This is a genomic window from Aliiroseovarius sp. PrR006, assembly GCF_010500215.1.
Classification (GTDB): Bacteria; Pseudomonadota; Alphaproteobacteria; order Rhodobacterales; family Rhodobacteraceae; genus Aliiroseovarius.
On record NZ_JAAGOY010000004.1, the window covers coordinates 19426 to 38675 of the forward strand.

Here is a 19250-nt window from a genome sequence, read left to right on the forward strand (position 1 = left end):
GCATGGGCCGAACGCTACGGCGGTCACCAGAAACACGGAGTAACTGTGGATTTAGATGCGTTCGTGGCGACAGGTGAGGGGAGACCGATAGCGATGTATCTTCGTAGATCAATGTGATTTCCGAATGCCATCCTGCTTAGTCAATGAGTTCAGCCATGTCTTTAAACGAATCCGCGATTTTTTTGAGCAACCCTTCGGTTTTAGGGCTAGCTAAGTTTTTACCAGTAATTCTAATTTCGTAAACGTCGTGTTGAAGTTCCAATACCTCAATTGCATCGGGCTTAATCCGTTGGATTATGACTTCTTTCACTTCTTCCGTTAACCGGTGAGAAAAACCCTGAAGGAGCAGGTTTAATTCATCTGATGAAGGAGAAAATGTTTCAACGAAAACGGGAGTTCGCTTGGGGGCTAAGAATTGACGCTCGCGAGTTACAGTATTTCCGAGTTTGTTCATTGCACGATCAAGATAATTGAGGCGCTCTAGAATTGCATCGGCTGCAGGGATGCTAGAACTCTCCACATCCGGCACATGGAAAGGTCCAAGCTGACCAATGAAGCTGCTTTCTTTTGGTTGCTCTGCAGTTTTCCTAATGGACCCAACTAAGTCTTGTTTAAATTTTTCCATTATAGGGTGGCGCAAATCCCGAGGGTACTGAATGTAGCGGTTTGGCCCAGTGTCGAATGGATAGGCAGTGACATCATCTTTGATAATAACTGTTGGTTTTTGTGTTGCCATTCGAATACCCAGTTCAAAAAACACGTTGGGATTTCGGCCGCTAACATCGCAGATAATCAGATCGTCATTATAGATATTTTGAAGGATTTCTTTGTGAATAAGATTGGACTCAAAAGTATCTGAGACTAATCGGGCTTCGTAGCCAGCTTCCGTAGCAGCGGCTTCGACAATCTTCCTAACATCGCTCCAGTGAGCAGAGCCAAGGTTGTCACATTCAGAAATCGGCATGACGATCCCACAAATTTTTTCGCTAGCCATGCTGCGCTCCATTCAGATTGAAATCAATTTAATAAACCTATGCGTGAGCGAAGCCCTGGTGTCAATTCCAATGGGGTGCAAATTAAAAGGGCCCCCGAAGGGGCCGCTCTCTTATCTCGTAAACTTCTTATGCTTCAAGCGTTTGGGCTCCAGTGCGTCCGGTCCCAGCCTGCGTTTCTTGTCCTCTTCGTAGTCCTCGAAGTTGCCTTCGAACCACTCCACATGGGCGTCGCCTTCGAAGGCGAGGATGTGGGTGCAGATACGGTCAAGGAAGAAGCGGTCGTGCGAGATGACGACGGCGCAGCCCGCAAAATCAACCAGCGCGTCTTCGAGGGCGCGGAGGGTTTCCACGTCCAAATCGTTGGTCGGTTCGTCGAGGAGGAGTACGTTGCCGCCCTCTTTCAACAGACGCGCCATGTGGACGCGGTTGCGCTCACCACCGGACAGCAGGTTCAGCTTTTTCTGCTGATCGCCGCCCTTGAAGTTGAAGCTGGAACAATAGGCGCGCGAGTTCACCTGCGCATCGCCCAGTTCGATGATCTCAGCCCCGCCGGAAATCGCTTCCCAGACCGTGTCATTGTCGTTCAGGTCATCGCGCGACTGATCCACATAGGACAGTTTCACGGTGTCACCCAGTTCCACGGTGCCTTCGTCGGGCTGTTCCTGACCGGTCAGCATCTTGAACAGCGTCGATTTACCGGCGCCGTTCGGGCCGATCACGCCGACGATACCGCCGGGGGGCAGCGAGAAGTCGAGGTTCTCGATCAGCTGCTTGTCACCCATGTGTTTCTTCAGGCCGGTAACCTCGATCACCTTGCCGCCCAGGCGGGGGCCGTTGGGGATGACGATCTGCGCGCGGCCGACTTTGTCGCGCTCGGACTGGCCTGCCAGCTCGTTATAGGCGGCGATACGGGCCTTGGATTTCGCCTGACGGGCTTTCTGGCCCTGACGCATCCATTCCAGCTCGCGCTCAAGCGTTTTCTGCTTGGATTTGTCTTCGCGGGCTTCTTGCTCCAGCCGCTTGGCTTTCTGCTCAAGCCATGCCGAGTAGTTGCCTTCGTAGGGGATGCCGCGGCCACGGTCGAGTTCAAGGATCCAGCCAGTGATGTCATCCAGGAAGTAACGGTCATGGGTGACGATCAGAATGGTGCCTTTGTAGTCGATCAGGTGCTGCTGCAGCCACGCGATGGTTTCGGCGTCCAGGTGGTTGGTCGGTTCGTCGAGCAGTAGCATGTCGGGGGCTTCAAGCAGCAGCTTGCACAGCGCCACGCGGCGTTTCTCACCACCCGACAGGGTCGTGACGTCGGCGTCATCGGGGGGGCAGCGCAATGCCTCCATCGAGACGTCGATCTGTGCATCCAGATCCCATAGGTTCTGCGCGTCGATTTCGTCCTGCAGCTTGGCCATTTCGTCGGCGGTTTCGTCCGAGTAGTTCATGGCGAGTTCATTGTAACGCTCAAGGATCGCCTTTTTCTCGGCGACGCCTTGCATGACATTGCCGCGCACATCCAAGGATGCGTCCAGTTCGGGCTCCTGCGGCAGATAGCCGACTTTGGCACCTTCGGCGGCCCAAGCTTCGCCCTGAAACTCTTTGTCGATGCCCGCCATGATGCGCATCAGCGTCGACTTACCAGTGCCGTTCACGCCAACGACGCCGATCTTTACGCCGGGCAGGAAGCTGAGGCGGATATTTTCGAAGCATTTCTTGCCACCGGGATAGGTCTTTGAAACACCATCCATGTGATAGACATATTGATAAGCGGCCATGTTGCGCGTCCTCGTGTTTGACTTCCGGTTGTCTTAGCCAGACAAAGGGGGCAGGGCAATCCCGAAGGAGACGTTATGACCTATCATCCCGCCGAAGATCGCTATGAAAAGATGGAGTATCGGCGCTGTGGGGCATCCGGGCTGAAGCTGCCAGCAATCAGCTTGGGTCTGTGGCACAATTTTGGACATGACTTCCCGCATTCCAACAAGCAGGCAATTTGCCGGACGGCGTTTGACCACGGGATCACCCATTTCGATCTGGCCAACAACTATGGCCCGCCCGCTGGCAGCGCGGAAGAGGCGTTCGGAGAGATCCTGCGCAATGATTTTGCCGGGCTTCGTGATGAACTGATCATAAGCTCGAAGGCGGGATATGACATGTGGTCCGGTCCGTATGGTGAATGGGGTAGCCGGAAGTATCTGATTGCCTCGTGTGATCAAAGTCTGAAACGCATGGGCGTGGACTATGTGGATATCTTCTATAGCCACCGGTTTGACCCGGACACTCCGCTTGAAGAAACTATGGGCGCGCTGGATCACATCGTGCGCTCGGGGCGGGCGCTTTATGTGGGCATTTCAAGCTATAACAGCCAACGCACGCGCGAGGCTGTTGCGATCCTGAAAGAACTAGGCACGCCCTGCCTGATCCATCAGCCTAGTTACAACATGCTGAACCGCTGGGTCGAACGGGATGGGCTGAAGGATACGTTGACCGAGCTTGGCGTCGGCTCGATCGCCTTCACGCCGCTTGCACAGGGTTTGCTGACCGGCAAATACTTGAAGGGTATCCCAACGGACAGCCGCGCCAGCCAAGGAAAATCTCTGGCGCCTGATTTGGTGTCCGATGCGCTCATTGAGAACCTGCGCGCGCTTGCTGCGATTGCCGAACGACGCGGACAGACCTTAGCTCAGATGGCGCTAGCTTGGGTGTTGCGTGAAGGTGGAATCACATCGGCCCTGATTGGTGCCTCCCGCCCTGAGCAAGTCGTGGATTGTGCGGGTGCTGTTGCACGACTGGACTTCACGGACGAAGAACTTGCCGAGATTGACGCCTATACCAATGAAGAGACTGCGAACCTTTGGGCTGCGTCGTCTGAAATCGACTGAGTTGCTTCAGCTGTGATGCGTCATAATTTTCCATATGCACGGGTCGGTCAGGTGATTGGTCTTTTGGGTGGGTCGTTTGATCCGGCCCATGAAGGGCATGTTCACATCACGCGCGAAGCGTTGAAGCGGTTCGGGCTGGATCAGGTGTGGTGGCTGGTGACGCCGGGTAACCCGTTGAAAGCGCACGGACCGGCACCTTTGGCGCAGCGTATGGAGCAAGCGAATTCCGTCATGCAACACCCGCAGGTGAAGGTCACGCAGATCGAGGCGCAGACCGGCACGCGCTATACCGCCGAAACGCTGGAAGCGCTGATTGCGCTCTATCCCGGTGTGCATTTCGTGTGGCTGATGGGGGCCGACAATCTGGCCAATTTCCACCGGTGGGAGCGTTGGGACTGGATCATGTCGAACGTGCCCGTCGGCATTTTGGCCCGGCCGGGCGATCGGGGCGCGGCCCGCGTGTCCAAGGCGGCGCGCCGGTTCCGGTCGGCTCAGATCACGGGACGAGAGGCCGCGAAATTGCGTGTGTCTGAAGCCCCTGCATGGTCATTGGTGAATGTTCCGATGCTGGATGTTTCGTCTTCCCAGATCCGGGCACGCGGGGACTGGTGAAACTGTCAGAAAGATTGTGCTGATCGGCAGGTTTCCGGCTTGATTGCGCGAAAGCCAGCGGGTTAACTCGCCCCATGACGATCCCATTCTCACGACGCGCATTTCTGGCGGGATTGGGGGCCGGGGTAGGGATGCCTGCGGTCGCCAACGCACCCGCCACGTCGCTTTTTCCTGCACCCAAACCGGGCGACTACGCCAAGAGAGGTTTGCCGTCGGTTGACGCCTTGGTGGCCGACTCGGGGCTGGGCGGAAAGCTCGGTTTCATGGTGGCAGACGCCCGCTCGGGCGAGGTGCTAGAAGTTCACAATCCGGTATTGCCCTTGCCGCCCGCCAGTGTCGCAAAGGCAATCACGGGGGCCTATGCCCTGTCGACGCTGGGCGAAGCGCATCGCTTTCAAACGCGCTTGCTGGCGACCGGGCCTGTTGAGAACGGCATTATTCAGGGCGACCTGATCCTTGTGGGCGGCGCGAACCCGACGCTGGACACGGATGCGCTGTCGCAGATGGCGAAAGACCTGCGCGCGCTGGGCGTGACCGGGATCTCAGGCAAGTTTCATGTGAACGGGGCATATCTGCCCTATCAGCGGGTGATCGATCCGGGGCAGCCGGACCATCTGGGGTATAACCCGTCGATTTCTGGACTGAACTTGAATTTCAACCGCGTACATTTCGAATGGAAACGCGAGGGGCAAAGCTGGGCGGTCGCGATGGATGCGCGGTCCGAAACGTTGCGCCCAGCGGTGAAAGTGGCCCGGATGGAGGTCGTGGATCGGAAGTCTCCGATCTTCACCTACAAGGACGCGGCGGGTGTAGATAGTTGGACGGTTGCGCGGGCAGCGCTGGGCAAAGGTGGATCGCGGTGGTTGCCAGTGCGACGACCCGACATCTACACGGGTGAAGTCTTTCAGGTGCTGGCGCGCGGGCAGGGGGTAAAACTGCCGCGCCCCCTGGCGCAAGACGGTGTGGCGGACGGCGATGTTCTGGTGTCGCACGCGTCGGCACCGATTGCTGAGATCGTGCAAGGCATGCTGAAATACTCGACCAACCTGACGGCCGAAGTAGTCGGAATGGCCGCCAGTGTCGAGGCGGGCGGCGCGCCTGCGGATCTGGCGGGATCGGCGGGTTTGATGTCGGATTGGGCGCAGGACGCGCTGGGCACGCGGCGGCTAAGATTTGCGGATCATAGCGGGCTGAGCGATCAGTCCATCGTGACGGCGCGCGACATGGTGCGCGCGCTGGTGACGTTGTCCCCGGATGGCGATCTTGCACCGCTTCTGAAAAACATCCCGCCCAAGTCCGAGCTGCTGCCCGATGGTGGACGCCACGTGATCCGCGCCAAGACCGGGACGTTGAACTTCGTGTCGTCGCTGGCGGGCTATGTCACGGCGCCGAATGGGCGCGAGCTGGCGTTTGCCATTTTCACCGCGGATATGGAGCGGCGGGGTGCCATTCAGAAAGCGTTCCGGGAGCGTCCAAAGGGTGCAAAAGGCTGGAGCCGTCGGTCGCGGCGTTTTCAGCACGATCTGATTGCCCGCTGGTCGGTATTGTTCGGGACATAAAAAAGGGGCCGCGTGGCCCCTTCTGTGCTTCCAAGCTGCGCTTTTATTCGGGCTTCGGCGGCATGTTCACCGCGATTTTCGAGGCCGGGCGATCCGTACACATGGTGTACCAGCGCAGCACGTTCGAGAAGCTTTCAAGTTCTAGCGCGTCGCCCGCGTTATAGCCGGTAAATAGCACACGGACCCATGGCCAGATGGCGATGTCTGCGATCGAGTAGTCGTCACCGGCCACGACCTCGCGCCCCTCGAGACGCTTGTCCAGCACACCCAACAGGCGTTTGGCCTCGGCGCGGTAGCGTTCCAGTGGGCGCTTGTCCTCGATGTCTTTTCCACCGGCAGCATAGAAGAAACCAAACTGGCCCAACATGGGGCCAAAGCCGCCCATCTGCCACATCAGCCACTGGAGCACCTCTGCACGTTTCACCGGGTCTGCGGGCAGGAACTTACCAGACTTTTCAGCAAGGTAGATCAGGATGGCGCCAGTTTCCCACAAGGGAAGCGCTTTGCCTTCCGGGCCATTGGGATCAATGATTGCGGGGATTTTGTTGTTGGGGTTCAGCGACAGATACTCGGGCGTGAACTGGTCTCCATCCATGATCGAGACGCGATGTGCTTCGTACGGCAGACCGGTTTCTTCCAGCATGGCCGATGCCTTCACGCCGTTGGGGGTGGGAAGAGAATAAAGCTGGATAACGCTGGGATCTTTAGCCGGCCAACGTTTGGTGATTTCAAACTGGTTAATCTTCAAGCTGTCGAGCATGACGGCCCTTCCCATATGATACTGTGGTCATGGTATGCGGCGCGGACGCCGCGATGGTCACAGAGTCATATGGCGTGCCCGTGCGCCCCGTTCAATGGCAGCAGCGTGCAAACGGTCGATATTCAACTCGTAACGTATTTCTTCCAGGATGCGCAGTTCCGGTCCTTGCAGAACGCCATCTGCTGCGGCCACGTCGCAGGCCAGCGCATAAGCGGTTTCCCACAGGTTTTCCGGCAGGTTGTCGCGCACAAGGCCGAACAGCGCGTCCAGACCGTCTTCGACTGCAAAAAGGTCAAACACGGTTTGCGACACGGTTTTGAACCGGTCCGGATCATAGGTCGCGAAAACGGGAAGGTGGTTGACGATGCGCTCGATGGTCAAAAGCTCGGCGGACGTAATCTCTTCATCCGAAGCGGAAACCGCCATCATCACGGCGATCAGGCTGTCCTGAGGGGTCAGGGAATGGGGAATGTCTTGCACTTGGAATTGCTCCTCTGTTGCGGTGCAGAATATTGACCCCGAACTCCCTTCGCAATAGGGAGATGTTCACGCGCAATAAGCGCGAGATGAAAGGAAAGCACATGTCCGAAATGCGTGACGCCGCGATGAGTTCGAAAGCCTGGCCCTTTGAAGAGGCGCGCCGGGTGCTCAAACGTTACCAGAAGGGCGCGCCTGAGAAGGGATATGTGCTGTTTGAAACGGGCTATGGCCCGTCGGGCTTGCCCCATATCGGCACCTTTGGCGAAGTCGCGCGCACCACGATGATCCAGCGCGCGTTCGAAGTGATTTCGGACATTCCGACCAAGCTGATTTGTTTCTCGGACGATCTGGACGGAATGCGCAAGGTGCCGGGCAACGTGCCGAACGCGGAAAGCCTACATGAGCATCTGCAAAAGCCGCTGACCAGCGTGCCGGATCCGTTTGGCACCCATGAAAGCTTTGGTCATCACAACAACGCTATGCTGCGCCGCTTCCTTGATACGTTCGGGTTCAAATACGACTTCTACTCGGCCCAAGAGTTTTATCAGTCGGGCCAGTTTGATGAGGTGCTGAAACGCGCCGTCGAGAAATACGACGAGGTCATGGAAGTGATGCTGAAATCACTACGTGAAGAGCGTCGCCAGACTTATTCGATCTTTCTGCCGATCCACCCGGAAACCGGCCGTGTTCTCTATGTGCCGATGAAAGAGGTGAACGCCGAGAACCACACGATCACCTTTGACGATGAAGATGGCCGCGAATGGACGCTGCCCGTCACCGGCGGCAATGTGAAGCTTCAGTGGAAGCCGGACTTTGGCGCGCGCTGGGCCGCTCTGGAAGTCGATTTCGAGATGTACGGCAAGGACCACAGCACCAACACGCCGATCTATGACAAGATTTGCCGCATTCTGGGCTGGCGTGCGCCAGAGCATTTTACCTATGAGCTGTTTTTGGATGCCAATGGTCAGAAGATCTCGAAAACCTCAGGCAACGGGATTTCGATCGACGAATGGCTGACCTATGCCTCGACCGAAAGCTTGGCGTATTTCATGTTCCTGAAGCCCAAGACCGCCAAGCGGATGCATTTCGATGTGATCCCCAAGGCGATGGATGAATATCACCAGCAACTGAATGCCTATCACAAGCAGGATCTGAAGCAGCAGCTGAACAACCCTGTGTGGCACATCCACGGCGGCGACGTGCCGGTGTCGAACATGGTCGTTCCGTTCTCGATGCTGCTGAACCTGGCGTCTGTGGCGTCGGCCCATGACAAGGCGCAGCTTTGGGGCTTTATCCAGCGTTATGCGCCCGATGCAACGCCGGAAACGCACCCGGATCTGGATGCGGCCGCTGGGTATGCTGTGAAGTACTACGAAGATTTCGTAGAGCCTGCGAAGGTCTTCCGCCTGCCCACCGATCAGGAACGTGGCGCGTTGGAAGAGCTGGCGCGTGCGCTGCGCGATGGCGACGTCGCGCTGGACGCAATTGCCCGCAAGAATGAGATGATGGGCAACGAAGATCCGCTGCCCGCGGTCGATTTCCACTCGGACGAGTTCTTGCAATCGGTCGTCTTCGCGCTGGGCAAACTGCACGGGTTCGAGAACCTGCGCGACTGGTTCAAGGCGCTGTATGAGGTGCTGTTGGGCGCCAGCCAAGGTCCGCGTTTCGGGGGCTTCGCGGCGCTCTACGGGGCCGAGGAAACTGCCGCTCTGATCGACAAGGCACTGGCAGGAGAGCTGGTGAAGTAAAGCCCGCAAGGCATTGAAATAAAAAACGGCGTCCGAGAGATCGGACGCCGTTTTTCGTTCTGCTCCTCCGTGCAACGTACGCCGGTCTTAACGCCCGTTAACTCCGTCCACTTACCCCTTTTGGCGTTTCTCGTCCCGTCCTGCGCGCCCCAACGCGTCTGCGCGGGGCTTTGCGTGGATATCGACCGGAAAGGGAACCTGATGAACAAGGCGATTACCGAAGGGGTGGTGTTCATGCCGCCCGAATTTACGGACGGGCTGGATGTTTGGTCAAGCGAGGACGGCACACCCGGCAGCCTGACCTATGACGGAGCAGGCAATGCGGCCATCGTTCCGGCGGATCAGGATTTCGACAGCTGTCTGGAGCTCTTCAAGGACCAGAACACACAGAAGCTGCGCTATATGGGCCAGACGCCGTTCGAGCAAGGTTGCTATTTGCGGGTGCGCGCGCGGGTCAAGGCGATCTCTGGCCCGTTGCCGTCGGTGCGTATCGCGACACGTCCCAGCCTGTCGGGCGGCGGTCACGCGACTGGATATGTCGAAACCGGGCCCGAGGTCGCGCTGACATCCTATGGCGAAGTGGTCGAGATTTCGGCCATCATCGGATCAGGCAGCCGGTCGAGCGTCGATATGGTGTGGGGCGAAGACGTCGCCTATGCCCATGTGGGGTTGGACCTGACCGGGTCGAATGGCGCTGCGGTGCGCATTGACGACATCACTATCGAGGACGTTACGGGGGCCTATCTTCGTGACATGATGGACTGGGTCGATGTGCGCGACTTTGGGGCTGTCGGGGATGGCGTCACCGATGACCGCGCGGCGTTTCAGGCCGCCGATGCGGCTGCCGGTGGGCGGACTCTGCTGGTGCCTGAAGGGGTCTTTTATATCGGTGGGAACCTGACCCTGCACACGGATATTCGCTTTGAAGGCACGGTGACGATGCCGGACAATGTCTATCTGTCGATGACGCGCAGCTTCGACTTGCCCAACTATATCGATGCCTTCGGCAGCGAGCTTCTGGGCTTCCGCAAGGCGTTTCAGGCACTGCTGCACTATGCCGACCACAAGGTTTTGGACATGGGTGGGCGCCGCATCGATGTGACCGAGCCCATCGACATGCAGGCGGCGTATGCGACCTCGGACACGTTCCTGATCCGGCGCGCGATCCGCAACGGCCAGTTCTACGTCATCGGGGGCGCTGCTTGGGATGACGAGGTCACGACCTCGACCGCGCAATATACTCCTGCAAATCCGATGAAGCTGACAAATGTGCCGGGGATTTCGGCCATCGAGCCAGGGTCGATCGTGACCGGCAATGGTGTCGGGCGCGAGGTCTATGTGAAATCGGTCGATGTCAGCGCGTCCGAACTTGAGCTGAGCCGCCCGCTTTGGGGGGCGGATCCTAATCAGACCTATACGTTCACCCGACACAAATATGTGCTGGATTTCGGTGGGTTCGCCGAGCTTCGCCGCCTGAACATGATCGAGATCGAGTTCCAATGTAACTCGCATGCTTCGGCTGTGATGCTGGCGCGTAACGGCGAAAATATGGTGTTCCAGGACTGTCACTTCATCAAGCCCAAGAACCACGGGATCAGCTCGATCGGGCGGGCCTGCCAGGGACTTCAGGTGGACCGCTGTCAGTTCATCTCGGCCGAGCAAAGTATGCCGGCGACGGACCGTGTGTCTGTGGCGCTGAATGTGAACGCCAACGACTCGAAGATCCGTGATACGCAGTTCCAGCGCATGGGGACGTCTATGGTGATGTATGGCTCGGGCCATATCATTCAGGGCAACCACATGTATCAGGGGGACGAGGTCACGGATGGTCCGCGCGTGGCGGGCATCGTGTTCACCCTTGAAAACAACAAAACCGTGCTGACTGGCAACTATATCGACAACTGTATGGTCGAGTGGAACAACGAACACGACTCGGAGCCCGACTTCAGCAACGAGTACGCGTTTGGCGGGATGACGATCACCGACAACATCTTCACTGCCAATGACGTTGCGCCGTGGTTCACCTGGATCATGATCAAGCCGTTTGGAACCGGCCACTACCTGTCCGGCTTGCATGTCAGCAACAACACATTCCGATCGTTGAACGGGCGTATTGATCGGGTTGAAAGCGTGTCGACTACCCATGGCACCCTGAACGGGTGGGGTATGCGTGACGTGACCTTCAAGGACAACGCTTTCGTGGGCGTTGATCAGCGGACGATCTCGCCGGTGACGCTTGAGTTCAATCAGAACACAGAGGCCAGTACCTGGAGCTTGGATGGCTCGGCCTATTTCCCGTTTGGTGGAAATGCGCGGACGGTTAGTTCCGTGGTGATCGAAGGCGATCTGCGCGACAGCGCGAACAACCAGGTCTGGGACAATCCGCATGTTCTGGTGAATCAGGGAACCGGGGCGAAACTGGCTCAACTGCAATGGTCCAAGCCCGTGCGTGGGACGGCACATGTGACGCTGCGCACTGACAAGCCAGCCTAATACGCACAAGAAAGGGTCCGCCATTCAGTGGGCCCTTTTTGCGACAAGTTTTGCGGGAAATATCTCAACATCTTTGATTTTCTTGATGCGGATCAAGGCACGGTGTGAGCTGTCTTGGTAAGGGCAAACTGGACAACTAAGGAGAGATGCGAATGAGTGTGAACCAGACCCGTACCAGTGCGCCTAAAGCTGCGGCAAAGGCAGCTCCCAAATCAGTAACCGAGGCCAAGTCAGGACAGAAACCGTTCCCGAAAGTCAGTGCAGATCAGATCCGCGAGACCTTTGAGAACGGGAAGTATCCTTATGACACCAAGCTGGGTCGCAAGGAATACGAAGCCGAGAAGGCGCTGCTGCAGGCAGAGCTTCTGAAGGTGCAGCGCTGGGTTGGCGAAACGGGTCAGAAATTCGTGCTTCTGTTCGAAGGTCGTGATGCGGCCGGTAAGGGCGGCACGATCAAACGCTTCATGGAGCATCTCAACCCACGCGAAGCGCGCGTTGTTGCGCTGAACAAGCCGACCGACGAAGAGCGTGGCCAGTGGTTCTATCAACGCTATATCAGCCAGCTGCCGACCGAAGGCGAAATGGTGTTCTACGACCGCTCTTGGTACAACCGCGCCGGTGTTGAGCGCGTGATGGGCTTTTGCAATCCAAGCGAATACTTGGAGTTCATGCGCCAGACACCTGAATATGAACGCATGCTGACGCGGTCGGGCATTCGTCTCTATAAATATTGGTTCTCGGTCACCCGCGAAGAGCAAAAGCGTCGCTTTGACAGCCGCAAGGATGACCCGTTGAAGCGCTGGAAACTCAGCCCGGTCGACGTAGCGTCCCTGTCGAAATGGGACGACTACACCGAAGCGAAAGAGGCGATGTTCTTCTACACAGATACCGCCGATGCGCCGTGGACCATTATCAAGTCGAACGACAAAAAGCGTGCGCGTCTGGAATGCATGCGCCATTTCCTGTCGACCGTTGATTATCCGGACAAGGACTATGACGTGGTCCGTGCCCCGGATCCGCTGATCGTGGGCCATGCCAGCCAGGTGATCCACAACGCGGACCATATTCTGGGCGCAAGCCTACATCCGGATCAACGTCGCGGTTGATCCAGGCGGACAGCACGTAACAACAGGGGCGCGATCTGCGCCCCTTTTTTATTCAATCGTTTGTTGAAACGCAGTAATCTGGAGAAAATAGATTTGCGCACGGGCCCCGGAGCGCTTTTTTACAAGCAGTGCAGGTGATTTTATGCCCCATTCCAGACGTTTCATTCTGGCCGGTTTGTCGGCTTTTACGCTCGGGGCCTGCCAATCTGGAGGGGCGGTGAGCAGCGTTCCGCGCAGTGCATCAGGTGGGATGCGCGCAGTGCGAAATACGCGGTTTGACGCTTGGGTGCCGGGTGCCAAACAAAGAATGATCGCGCGGGGTCTAAACCCCTCGACCGTCAACCGCGCCTTCCGCGATGTAGGCTATCTGCCCGGCGTCGTGGAGCGCGACCGAAGTCAGACTGAGTTCGTACGCTCGTTTGAGGATTACTTGGCCATCGCCGCCTCAGACGCGCGGATCGCAAAAGGGCGTGCGATGCTGTCCAAACACGCAGGTCTTCTGAACCGGCTTGAGGCGAAATATAGCGTCGAGAAAGAGGTGATCGTCGCTGTGTGGGGTGTCGAAAGTCGCTATGGCGAACGGCGCGGTGATGTGCCGGTGATGTCTGCGCTGGCGACCTTGGCCTTTGATGGGCGGCGTGGTCGTTTTTTCGAGAACCAGATGGTCGCCGCGATCAGGATCCTCGCACGCGGTGATGTCACGCCCGCACGCATGACCGGAAGCTGGGCGGGCGCGATGGGGCACACTCAGTTCATCCCCTCGTCCTATCTTGCCTATGCGGTGGATTTCCGCGGTGACGGTAAGGCGGATATCTGGTCGGATGACCCCACGGACGCGCTGGCCTCGACCGCTGCGTATCTCAGCCGGTCCGGCTGGAAACGCGGGCAGCGTTGGGGGGCCGAGATTACAGGACGGCGACCATCGGGTAGGGGCCGCGTGGTGAAGCCTGCGGGCGGCAGCGGCCCAGTGTTCGAAGTCTACCACAACTACTCCGTCTTGGCCCGCTACAACAACGCGCAGAAATACATCATCGGCGTAGGGCATCTTTCCGACCGTCTGGTCGGGCGCCCCGCGCTGCGGACCTCGTTCGGGCCGGACGAATACGGGCTGACATTGGCCGACCGCAAGGCTCTGCAACGGGGGCTGACACGTGCGGGTTTTGACACTGGCGAGGCGGACGGTGTGCTAGGCAAGAAAACCTTCGCCGCGATCGAAGCGTTCCAACGGTCCCGTGGCCTGCGGATCACGGGCACGCCATCAAAAGCGCTGCTGTCGATGCTGCGATAGCGCCAACACTCGGTGCTTGCCCCGCCGCACCACCCACAATAGAGGTGGGGAATGACACAGGTAATGACTCTCCCTCAGCACATGCGTGCGGTTTTGGTTCTTGGCACCCCGCTGGTGGCCTCGCAACTGGCGCAGTTTTCCGTGCAGATCACCGACACGATCATGCTGGGCTGGTACGGGGTCGAGGAACTGGCCGCCGTCACGCTGGCGGGCACGTTCTTCTTCATCTTCCTGATCATGGGGGCCGGACCGGGCTTTGCCTTGATGCCGATGGTCGCCGAGGCGGAAGAGGCAGGAGACGAGGTGCGTGTTCGGCGCCTGACCCGAATGGCACTGTGGATCTCGGTGGGGTTTGCGCTGGTGGTGCTGCCCCTGATGTGGATGTCTGGTCCGATCCTACAGGCGATGGGGCAGGATGAAGCACTTAGCCTGATTGCGCAGGACTACCTGCGGATTGCGGGCTTTGGCATGATCCCGTCCTTAATCGTGATGTCCTTACGCAGCTACCTGTCCGCGCTGGAACATGCACGCATTGTCCTGTGGGCGACGGTGATTGCTGCCGTGATGAACGGGGTCATCAACTACGCGCTGATCTTTGGTAATTGGGGTGCACCGGAACTCGGGGTGCGCGGCGCGGCGATTGCCTCGGTCACAATTCAGATCGCAGCAGGGATCGTACTGTGGGTCTACGCGGCGCGTCTGAACCCGGAACAAGCCTTGTTCCAACGTCTGTGGAAGCCAGATTGGGAGGCCCTGATGGCGCTGCTCAGGCTGGGGGTTCCGATTGGCATGACCACCCTGGCCGAGGTCGGGATGTTCTCGGCCTCGACCATCGTTGTGGGGCTGATTGGCACGTTGGAGCTTGCGGCCCACGGCATCGCGCTTCAGATCACGGCACTGTTCTTCATGGTGCATCTGGGTCTGTCGATGACGGCAACGGTGCGCGCGGGCCGTGCATTGGGCCGCAAAGACGAACTGGGCCTGCGCCGGGGCGCGTTGGCGGTGACGTTAGCCTCTGTCCTATTCGGCGGGCTGACGGTCATCCTGTTCCTGATCTTCCCGGCACCGCTGATCCAGCTGTTCCTGGACCCGAACGAGGTGTTGCGCGCCGAGATCGTCGTGCTTGGCACATCGCTCTTGGTTGTCGCGGCCCTGTTCCAATTTGCAGACGGCGCACAAGCCATCGCCATGGGGCTTCTGCGCGGCGTGCAGGATACGCGCGTGCCGATGATTATCGCCAGCCTCAGCTATTGGATCGTCGGGATGGGATCGTCCTATGTGCTGGGGATCACGCTGGGCTTTGGCGCGGTGGGCGTCTGGTGGGGGCTGCTTCTGGGCCTACTCTGTGCAGGCGCCTTCATGTCGTGGCGCTTCTGGCTCCAGTCTTCGCGCATTGGCGTCCAAGGCTAATGCAGCCGGCGGCCAACATCTTGCATTTTCTTGCTAATAATATCCCGGGGTGAGCCTCAACGAGGCGAGGGGCAGAGCCCCTAACGCCTACGCTTCGTGCGAAATAGATCCGCCTTAGCCCTTGATTAGCCGATCCGCCTTCTTGCGCACCAGCATGGTGCGCAGATCGTGCATGGCCAGCAAAAGCGCGTCGGTTACCTGTTCCAGATCTTCGTCTGACGCACGGGCCTGCGCCCAATGCGTTGTCAGATTCAGGTGATCGACCGTTCGTAGGATGTCGTCAATCTCGCGCTGTTTCAGCTGCGTACGGCGCTGCTCCATCCACTCCGCGATCGCGGCGCTGTCCTGTTCGGATAACTCGCGACCGCCATGTGGTTTCACATCGCCGTTCTTGACGTTCACGACCGCAATCTGGTCCAGCTCGATCCGGCGCTGCCGATTTTCCGTATCAACCTTGAACACGAAGGCCCCGTTTTCACGGACGCGGAAATAGTAGTCAGGCAGGACAGCGGACATCTGGGACCTTTCGATTCGGATCGCCTTTGGTTCTATACCAAAGACGCACAGAAATCCTGAATGCGCGTGCAGGCTTCCTTCAGTGCCTCGTCCGACGTGGCATAGCTGACACGGAAGTTCGGTGACAGGCCAAAGGCCGAGCCAAAGACCACGGCCACGCCTTTCTCTTCCAGAAGTGCCTTGGCGAATGTTTCGTCATCGTCGATCTTAACGCCACCTGCCGATGTTTTGCCCAGACAGCCTTTGATCGACGGGTAGACGTAGAACGCCCCGTCTGGCACCGGGCACTCGATGCCTTCGGCGGCGTTCAACATCTCGACCACCAGATCGCGACGGCGCACGAACATCTTGTTGTTCTCGGCGATGAAATCCTGCGTACCGTTCAGCGCTTCCACTGCGGCCCATTGACTGACCGAACAGGGGTTCGAGGTCGACTGCGACTGGATCTTGCGCATGGCGGCGATCAGCTTGACCGGTCCGGCTGCATAGCCAATCCGCCAGCCTGTCATGGCATAGGCCTTCGACACGCCATTACAGGTCAGCGTGCGATCGTAGAGGCCGGGTTCGACTTCTGCCGGGGTGCAGAACTCGAAATCGCCATAGGCAAGGTGTTCGTACATATCATCCGTCATCACCCAGACATGCGGGTGGCGCATCAGAACGTCCGTCAACGCCTTCAGTTCGTCACGCGAATAGCCCGCACCGGTCGGGTTCGAAGGCGAGTTGAAGATCAGCCACTTGGTTTTCGGCGTGATCGCCGCCTCAAGCTGCTCGGGCGTCATACGGAAGCCGGTCTCGATCGGGCATTCCACGACGACGGGTTCGCCGCCAGCCAGCAGTACCATATCGGGGTAGCTGACCCAGTAGGGGGCCGGAATGATCACTTCGTCGCCCGGGTTCAGCGTCGCCATCAGCGCATTATACAGGATCTGCTTACCACCGGTCCCGACCGAGACCTGCGCGGGCGTGTACTCCAGCCCGTTCTCGCGCTTGAACTTGTCGCAGATCGCCTGCTTTAGCTCGGGCATCCCGTCCGGTGCCGTGTATTTCGTCTTGCCTGCATCAATCGCGGCTTTCGCGGCAGCTTTGATGTGGTCAGGGGTGTCGAAATCAGGCTCGCCCGCGCCAAGGCCGATCACATCACGCCCAGCGGCTTTCAGTTCGGCTGCAAGCGTGGAAACAGCGATGGTCGGGGATGGTTTTACGCGGTCAAGTGTCGCGGAGAGGAAAGACATGGCGGCCTCGGTTTGTATGTTGGTCGCAATTCTTCTAGGGTGCGCCGCGAAGCTGATCAAGCATCATCAGGTGCCGCGTATCGACATTGTATGAGGAGAGACAGGCATGGAACAAACTGTAGCAAACGCTGATTGGTTTTCCGAAGACGCAGCGACCTTCGGGGATCGCCTTGCGGCGGCCCGCGAAGCCGAAAACATGACGCAATCCGCTTTGGCAAGGCGGCTGGGTGTTAAGCTGAAAACCTTGCGGGGATGGGAAGAGGATCTTTCCGAACCGCGCGCCAACAAATTGCAGATGGTATCGGGCGTTTTGAACGTATCCATGCGCTGGCTTTTGACCGGCGAAGGGGAAGGGGTCGAAGAGCCTGCGCTTGAGAATGGCGATGCGCCTGAAGTGCGTGATCTTCTGCTTGAAATTCGCGATATCAAGATGCAGATGAACCGTTCGGCCGACCAACTGGGGCGGCTTGAAAAACGCCTGCGCAAGCGGCTGGAAGGATAAAAGATGAGCGGCATTCCCTATGATCAGCTGAAGGAAACCCCGGGTGCGCGTTCAGGCGAAACGCCCGAGCATCGCGTCAAGCGGCTGGCCATGCGTTCGATGCGGCGCGGGATCAAAGAGATGGACATCATCCTAACCCGCTATGCGGATGATCATCTGGAAAATATGACCCCAGAAGAGCTGGACCTGTACGAGGCGCTGCTTGGCGAAAACGATCAGGATCTCTATCAGTGGGTGTCAGGCCAGCAGGATGCGCCCGAGGCCCTGTCCGACCTGATCTCACGGATCGCGCAGCACATGCAGTCACGCTAAGTGGCCACGGAGTACAGGGCGATTTTCCGAAAATTGTCCTGAACTCTGGGGCAGTTTTCCGCGATATTTAACTGAATGTTCTCTTTTTCGGCTCAAGAGTCGTCTCAGTAACGGTTCGGAGAGACGCATGAGCATGCATTTGCAAATCGGGCAATCGGTCAATCATGGCTTTGTTGTGCAGTATCTTGAGGCGCTGGCGTTGGTCGAGCGTTTGCACAGGTTGCTTCTGGATGTGATCAAGGATGAGTTTGAGCGCGTCGGCGTGTTGGAAGTAAACGCGGTTCAAGCGCTTTTGCTGTTCAATATCGGTGACAACGAGGTCACGGCGGGCGAGCTGAAAAGCCGCGGGTATTATCAGGGCTCCAACGTCTCCTACAACCTGAAGAAACTGGTCGAGATGGGCTATATGCACCATCAACGCTGCGAGATTGATCGCCGATCCGTCCGAGTGCGGTTAACGGAAAAAGGACGTGCGATCCGTGACACCGTCGCGGGCCTGTTCGAACGTCACGCCGATGGATTGCAGTCGCGTGATGTTCTGTCATCGGACGGGATCAACGACATCAATACTGCCCTTAAACGTGTCGAACGCTATTGGACAGATCAGATCCGCTATATCTATTGATCAGCGACGTACAGGGACGGCGACGCGTCTGACACCATCATCCCCTGCGTTTCACGTAAAATCTTCTTGGTCATGGCGGTTTCGAATTCTTCGAAGCTGCGGGCTTGGATTGTGAAACTCCCAATGCCGTGCAGAACATATGCTTCGAAATACGAGGTCAGATCGCGGTCGGGAACAGATGCGCTGATGACCAGTGCGTTGATGACGACGTTTCTCAGTTGCGGATCTTGTCGAACGTCTTGCGGACGAGGACCGGAATTTGATTGTCCGTCGCCTGAAAGGTCAAGGCTGTGGGACCAGCAGTCAGGTCGCTGCGACAACAGCTCGGCTCCGTAAAGCATCGCGCGCCCCAACCCGGTCGAGGGATCGACGGGTATTCGCGTGGTTCGGCGTAGACGATCTGCAATTCTGGAAATCACGGCTTCAGAGGTTAGCGCAGTCCAGTTTTGCAGCATCCGCTGATGTCCCGGACCGCTCCATTCAAAAATGCTCAGTTCGATGACCGTCTCTGATGAGGCAAGCAGCTTTGCCACCACTTCCGGGCTTTCCAGTGCAGCAGCCAGACCATCCAACTGCAGGCGATATTCTTGGCTGTCGACAGATCCCGAAATATCCAGCCCCATCGCAAGCGCCTGCCTGCACTGAGGCTGCGAGAGTGCGAGTTGCGGGATCAAACAGATCACCGCCATGCACCCTAAGAAACGCAAGGCAGTTGCCCCGAATTTCGCCAGCATTG

Annotated in this window: 18 protein-coding genes; 11 read left to right on the forward strand and 7 right to left on the reverse strand. The window is 58.0% G+C overall.

All coding sequences use genetic code 11. The annotated features are described in order from the left end of the window. Positions 1-136: 136 nt before the first annotated feature. Entirely contained in the window at positions 137-994 is an 858-nt protein-coding gene (locus tag G0Q00_RS00130; RefSeq protein WP_163035395.1) for a hypothetical protein, read from the reverse strand. A 111-nt stretch (positions 995-1105) separates the two neighbouring features. After that, entirely contained in the window at positions 1106-2761 is a 1656-nt protein-coding gene (gene ettA, locus G0Q00_RS00135) for an energy-dependent translational throttle protein EttA (protein WP_163035396.1), read from the reverse strand. Positions 2762-2836: 75 nt separating this feature from the next. On the opposite strand from ettA, the gene mgrA reads away from it, so the two are divergent. From mgrA to dacB, 3 genes are all read left to right on the forward strand, one after another. Next, positions 2837-3868: an L-glyceraldehyde 3-phosphate reductase gene (gene mgrA, locus G0Q00_RS00140; protein ID WP_163035397.1), complete on the forward strand. Its 1032-nt coding sequence runs from the start codon at positions 2837-2839 to the stop codon at positions 3866-3868. A gap of 15 nt (positions 3869-3883) precedes the next feature. Further along, positions 3884-4480 (forward strand): nicotinate-nucleotide adenylyltransferase, encoded by a 597-nt coding sequence (locus tag G0Q00_RS00145; protein ID WP_163035398.1) that lies wholly within the window; start codon positions 3884-3886, stop codon positions 4478-4480. Between the two features lie 74 nt (positions 4481-4554). Next, positions 4555-6039, forward strand: a complete 1485-nt coding sequence (gene dacB / locus G0Q00_RS00150; protein ID WP_163035399.1) for a D-alanyl-D-alanine carboxypeptidase/D-alanyl-D-alanine-endopeptidase — start codon at positions 4555-4557, stop codon at positions 6037-6039. 43 nt (positions 6040-6082) lie between these two features. Here dacB and G0Q00_RS00155 read toward each other — a convergent pair whose 3' ends face one another. Continuing rightward, the gene (locus G0Q00_RS00155) at positions 6083-6799 is read right to left on the reverse strand and encodes a glutathione S-transferase N-terminal domain-containing protein (protein WP_163035400.1); all 717 of its coding nucleotides are present in this window, start codon (positions 6797-6799) and stop codon (positions 6083-6085) included. A 57-nt stretch (positions 6800-6856) separates the two neighbouring features. Beyond that, positions 6857-7228: a tellurite resistance TerB family protein gene (locus tag G0Q00_RS00160; RefSeq protein ID WP_203564915.1), complete on the reverse strand. Its 372-nt coding sequence runs from the start codon at positions 7226-7228 to the stop codon at positions 6857-6859. Positions 7229-7380: 152 nt separating this feature from the next. Between G0Q00_RS00160 and G0Q00_RS00165 the strand changes: the two genes are divergently transcribed. The 5 genes from G0Q00_RS00165 to G0Q00_RS00185 all read left to right on the forward strand — a co-directional run bounded on the left by G0Q00_RS00165 (position 7381) and on the right by G0Q00_RS00185 (position 15324). Then, positions 7381-9027, forward strand: a complete 1647-nt coding sequence (locus G0Q00_RS00165) for a lysine--tRNA ligase (protein WP_163035402.1) — start codon at positions 7381-7383, stop codon at positions 9025-9027. Positions 9028-9228: 201 nt separating this feature from the next. Next, positions 9229-11520, forward strand: coding sequence for a glycosyl hydrolase family 28-related protein (locus G0Q00_RS00170; RefSeq protein WP_163035403.1), 2292 nt, complete (start codon positions 9229-9231; stop codon positions 11518-11520). A gap of 152 nt (positions 11521-11672) precedes the next feature. After that, positions 11673-12626 (forward strand): polyphosphate kinase 2, encoded by a 954-nt coding sequence (gene ppk2, locus G0Q00_RS00175; protein ID WP_163035404.1) that lies wholly within the window; start codon positions 11673-11675, stop codon positions 12624-12626. Between the two features lie 142 nt (positions 12627-12768). After that, positions 12769-13914 carry a lytic murein transglycosylase gene (locus G0Q00_RS00180; protein WP_163035405.1) on the forward strand — a complete coding sequence of 382 codons (1146 nt, stop codon included), beginning with the start codon at positions 12769-12771 and terminating at the stop codon, positions 13912-13914. A 63-nt stretch (positions 13915-13977) separates the two neighbouring features. Then, the gene (locus G0Q00_RS00185) at positions 13978-15324 is read left to right on the forward strand and encodes an MATE family efflux transporter (protein WP_239058282.1); all 1347 of its coding nucleotides are present in this window, start codon (positions 13978-13980) and stop codon (positions 15322-15324) included. A 114-nt stretch (positions 15325-15438) separates the two neighbouring features. Here the strand turns inward: G0Q00_RS00185 and G0Q00_RS00190 are convergent, their stop codons facing one another. Further along, positions 15439-15840, reverse strand: coding sequence for a hypothetical protein (locus G0Q00_RS00190; protein ID WP_163035407.1), 402 nt, complete (start codon positions 15838-15840; stop codon positions 15439-15441). 32 nt (positions 15841-15872) lie between these two features. Further along, complete coding sequence (locus tag G0Q00_RS00195) at positions 15873-17075, reverse strand: pyridoxal phosphate-dependent aminotransferase (protein ID WP_163035408.1); 1203 nt, start codon at positions 17073-17075, stop codon at positions 15873-15875. A gap of 106 nt (positions 17076-17181) precedes the next feature. Between G0Q00_RS00195 and G0Q00_RS00200 the strand changes: the two genes are divergently transcribed. The 3 genes from G0Q00_RS00200 to G0Q00_RS00210 all read left to right on the forward strand — a co-directional run bounded on the left by G0Q00_RS00200 (position 17182) and on the right by G0Q00_RS00210 (position 18514). Continuing rightward, positions 17182-17577 carry a helix-turn-helix domain-containing protein gene (locus G0Q00_RS00200; RefSeq protein WP_163035409.1) on the forward strand — a complete coding sequence of 132 codons (396 nt, stop codon included), beginning with the start codon at positions 17182-17184 and terminating at the stop codon, positions 17575-17577. Positions 17578-17580: 3 nt separating this feature from the next. Further along, on the forward strand, positions 17581-17889 hold the full coding sequence (locus tag G0Q00_RS00205; protein ID WP_163035410.1) for a succinate dehydrogenase assembly factor 2: 309 nt from the start codon (positions 17581-17583) through the stop codon (positions 17887-17889). Positions 17890-18016: 127 nt separating this feature from the next. Then, complete coding sequence (locus G0Q00_RS00210; protein ID WP_203564873.1) at positions 18017-18514, forward strand: MarR family winged helix-turn-helix transcriptional regulator; 498 nt, start codon at positions 18017-18019, stop codon at positions 18512-18514. Here the strand turns inward: G0Q00_RS00210 and G0Q00_RS00215 are convergent. After that, entirely contained in the window at positions 18508-19248 is a 741-nt protein-coding gene (locus tag G0Q00_RS00215) for a DUF1194 domain-containing protein (RefSeq protein WP_239058283.1), read from the reverse strand. The two genes, G0Q00_RS00210 and G0Q00_RS00215, sit on opposite strands and share 7 nt — an antisense overlap. Positions 19249-19250: the final 2 nt, after the last annotated feature.

Bases quoted from the DNA above. Each gene is read 5' to 3' on its own strand.
- ppk2 (WP_163035404.1), top strand. From the start codon at position 11,673: ATGAGTGTGAACCAGACCCGTACCAGTGCGCCTAAAGCTGCGGCAAAG.
- G0Q00_RS00190 (WP_163035407.1), bottom strand. From the start codon at position 15,840: ATGTCCGCTGTCCTGCCTGACTACTATTTCCGCGTCCGTGAAAACGGG.
- G0Q00_RS00200 (WP_163035409.1), top strand. From the start codon at position 17,182: ATGGAACAAACTGTAGCAAACGCTGATTGGTTTTCCGAAGACGCAGCG.
- G0Q00_RS00215 (WP_239058283.1), bottom strand. From the start codon at position 19,248: ATGCTGGCGAAATTCGGGGCAACTGCCTTGCGTTTCTTAGGGTGCATG.
- G0Q00_RS00205 (WP_163035410.1), top strand. From the start codon at position 17,581: ATGAGCGGCATTCCCTATGATCAGCTGAAGGAAACCCCGGGTGCGCGT.
- G0Q00_RS00195 (WP_163035408.1), bottom strand. From the start codon at position 17,075: ATGTCTTTCCTCTCCGCGACACTTGACCGCGTAAAACCATCCCCGACC.
- G0Q00_RS00145 (WP_163035398.1), top strand. From the start codon at position 3,884: ATGCGTCATAATTTTCCATATGCACGGGTCGGTCAGGTGATTGGTCTT.
- G0Q00_RS00165 (WP_163035402.1), top strand. From the start codon at position 7,381: ATGTCCGAAATGCGTGACGCCGCGATGAGTTCGAAAGCCTGGCCCTTT.
- ettA (WP_163035396.1), bottom strand. From the start codon at position 2,761: ATGGCCGCTTATCAATATGTCTATCACATGGATGGTGTTTCAAAGACC.
- G0Q00_RS00180 (WP_163035405.1), top strand. From the start codon at position 12,769: ATGCCCCATTCCAGACGTTTCATTCTGGCCGGTTTGTCGGCTTTTACG.
- G0Q00_RS00185 (WP_239058282.1), top strand. From the start codon at position 13,978: ATGACTCTCCCTCAGCACATGCGTGCGGTTTTGGTTCTTGGCACCCCG.
- G0Q00_RS00155 (WP_163035400.1), bottom strand. From the start codon at position 6,799: ATGCTCGACAGCTTGAAGATTAACCAGTTTGAAATCACCAAACGTTGG.
- G0Q00_RS00160 (WP_203564915.1), bottom strand. From the start codon at position 7,228: ATGATGGCGGTTTCCGCTTCGGATGAAGAGATTACGTCCGCCGAGCTT.
- mgrA (WP_163035397.1), top strand. From the start codon at position 2,837: ATGACCTATCATCCCGCCGAAGATCGCTATGAAAAGATGGAGTATCGG.
- G0Q00_RS00130 (WP_163035395.1), bottom strand. From the start codon at position 994: ATGGCTAGCGAAAAAATTTGTGGGATCGTCATGCCGATTTCTGAATGT.
- dacB (WP_163035399.1), top strand. From the start codon at position 4,555: ATGACGATCCCATTCTCACGACGCGCATTTCTGGCGGGATTGGGGGCC.
- G0Q00_RS00210 (WP_203564873.1), top strand. From the start codon at position 18,017: ATGAGCATGCATTTGCAAATCGGGCAATCGGTCAATCATGGCTTTGTT.
- G0Q00_RS00170 (WP_163035403.1), top strand. From the start codon at position 9,229: ATGAACAAGGCGATTACCGAAGGGGTGGTGTTCATGCCGCCCGAATTT.